This is a genomic window from Amycolatopsis ruanii, assembly GCF_003385175.1.
Taxonomy (GTDB): domain Bacteria; phylum Actinomycetota; class Actinomycetes; order Mycobacteriales; family Pseudonocardiaceae; genus Amycolatopsis_E; species Amycolatopsis_E thermalba.
The window spans coordinates 1-2,612 of the sequence record NZ_PQHY01000160.1; the positions used below are offsets into that span (position 1 = coordinate 1).

General features: G+C 74.9%; 1 protein-coding gene. It reads left to right on the top strand.

Annotated features, from left to right (window positions below; genetic code table 11):
• Positions 1–93 precede the first annotated feature (93 nt).
• On the top strand, positions 94–2,256 hold the full coding sequence (locus D0D28_RS35330; protein WP_116115540.1) for a phospholipase: 2,163 nt from the start codon (positions 94–96) through the stop codon (positions 2,254–2,256).
• The last annotated feature ends 356 nt before the right edge of the window (positions 2,257–2,612 follow it).

Sequence of the window (2,612 nt, forward strand, 5' to 3'; positions counted from 1 at the left end):
CCCGTCACCCACTAGAGTGGCGCCCTCGAAGAACCACGATCAGGGAATTCCCTGGTGGCCGCCGAGGCCGCTCCCCTGCCACTCTGGGAGGCGATGATCACCCCAGCGACCTTCACCGACCACCCGCCACCCGGGACCAGCACCCCACCGGTGCCCCGGGTGCGCCGCCGTCTGGCCACCTCCGGCTGGCTGCTGGTGCTGTCGCTGGCCGTCCTCACCTTCGGGTTCGTCGCCTCGCGGCCGGCCGCCCCGCCGGACGCCAGCGCGCCCACCGGCGGCGCCCTCGCCGCCCAGCAGGCCATCGAGGCACTCGTCCATCCCGGCCCGCAACCGAACGCCCTCGCCCTCCTGCCCACGGACTTCACCCAGGTCACCGGCGTCGTCCCCGGGCAGATGACGGCGCGCGACGGCACCGTCCGCGCGGTGCACGTCGACGGCGGCTGCTCGACGCCGTGGGGCGACGACAACACGAAGTGGGACTACGCGGTCCCGTGCAAGGCGCACGACCTGGGCTACGACCTCCTCCGCTACGCCGCCGCGGTCGGCCACCCCCTCGGCCCGGACGTCCGCGAGGCCCTGGACCAGCGCCTGTCCGACGACATGCACGCCGCCTGCGACCTCAACCCGATGGACTCGCCCCGCACGTGCCGGGTCGTCGCGAGCCTCTACTCCGCCGGGCTCGTCGTGAACTCCTGGCACCAGCGCTGGGGCCCGCCGGTCGGCGATCCGATCGGCCCGCTGCTGGCCGGGGTCGCCGTGATCGGGTGCCTCCTGATCTTCCGCCTCCGCGGCTGGCTGCAGCACCGGCACGCCCGCGTCAGCACACCCGCCCCGGCCGCGGCCCCGGCCCGGTCCGCGCCGCTGTCCCCCTGGGTCACGCTCGGCGTGGGCGCCCTGGTCCTGCTGATCCTCGGCGAATCGGCCATCGCGCTGGCCCGCTGGGCCGGCGTGGGCGCCGAATGGCTGTGGCCGTTCACGTGGGTGGCGCAACTCGCCCCGGTGTTCTTCTTCGCCGGCGGCCGCGCCAACGCCGCGGGCTGGCGCGCGACCCGGGACAGCGGCGGCGGGTACCGCCAGTACCTGGCCCACCGGGCCAGCTGGCTGCTGCGCCCGGCCCTGATCTTCGTCGTGGTGGCACTGCTCGTGCCGCTCGCGCTCGAACTGCTCGGCATCCCCGAGGGCACCAACGCCGCGATCATGCGGATCGCCCTGCACCCGCTGTGGCTGCTGGGCCTCTACCTGCTCACCGTGGTCGCCACCCCGCTGATGCTCGCGCTGCACCGGCGCGCCGCGGCGGCCTCGGTCGCCGGCCTGCTCGCTTTGGTCGTGCTGGCCGAGATGGCCGCGCGTGCCCTCGGCTCGCCGGTCCCGCGCTACCTGGCGGCGTTCGGCCTGGCCCTGCTCGCCCAGCAGGTCGCGTTCGGGCGCATCCGCGCCTCCAACCGCCTGCTCCTGGCCGCCGTCACCGCCGTGGGCATCACCGGCCTCGCCCTGCTCACGACCGTCGGCGGGCTCAGCAGGGACCTGCTCGGGGCGCCGGGCGCGCCGCCCGCGCTGTCCGGGCCCACCGTGCCGGTCCTGCTGCTCGGCGCCGCCCAGATCGGTCTGCTCGGGCTGGCCGCGAAGCCACTCGCCCGGCTGACCACCCGTTCCGCCGGAGTGGCCCGATTGGCGATGCGCGCCCCGATGAGCCTGTACCTGGGCTTCCTCGCCGCGATGCTGCTGGTCGTGGCCCTGGTCTACCTGCCGGACCACCCGGCGGCGATCTTCACGTGGCTGGGCGACCCGCGCACCTGGTTCGCGCTGGCGCTGCTCGCGGTGCCCGCGCTGATGGTCTTCTGGTGGTTCGAGCGCCACCCGCGCGAGACCGCCGTCCCGGTCGCGAACCAGCCCGGCTCCGGCGGCTGGCTCGCGCACGCGGCGACCATGCTCGGGATCGGGTTCGCCGTGGTCGGGCTGTTCGGGTTCGCGCTGACCCGGTTCGGTGGCGGCGACGGCACGATCATGGGACTGGCGGTCGACCCGATCCAGAACCTTATCCAGCTGCTGATCGGGGTATTCCTCCTGCACACGGTGCGGACGGGGCTCAGCGAAGCACGCAGCACGTGGGTCGTGACGGGCCTGGCGTGCGTCCCGGCACTGCTGTCGGCGGCCGAGCCGGTGACGATGGCGGTGCACGGCGTGACAGCCCTGATCGCGCTGGCGGCGGTGGCCAGCACGCTCGTATCCACCAAGGCGGTGGTGCACAACACGTAATCGAGTGTTGTGAACCACTTCCGGTTGGCCGTATGCGACGCTACGGCCGAGTAGGTGAACGACTGTGGCGAAAGGAGCACCTGGCGTGGACGACCCGCGGAACGATCGTGGGACCGGCCGGCCCGCACGGCCGCGACAGCCGCGCCAGATCGACGCTCGTCACGAAGGCCCGGTCCGGCGCACACCCGCCGACCGAGCCGGCCGCACCTCCGCCGGCCGCCCGCCAGTGGACCGCGCTGGGAAACCGGTCGGCGACCGGCCGTCGGCGGGGCGCCCGCCGGCAGGCCGGGCCGCACGGCCGCCCGCCGCCCGCGACCGCGCCGCACCGGCCCAGGCGCGCCGCTGCCCGCCGCCAC

Coding starts and splice junctions, on each gene's coding strand:
- D0D28_RS35330 (WP_116115540.1), top strand. CDS start 94: ATGATCACCCCAGCGACCTTCACCGACCACCCGCCACCCGGGACCAGC.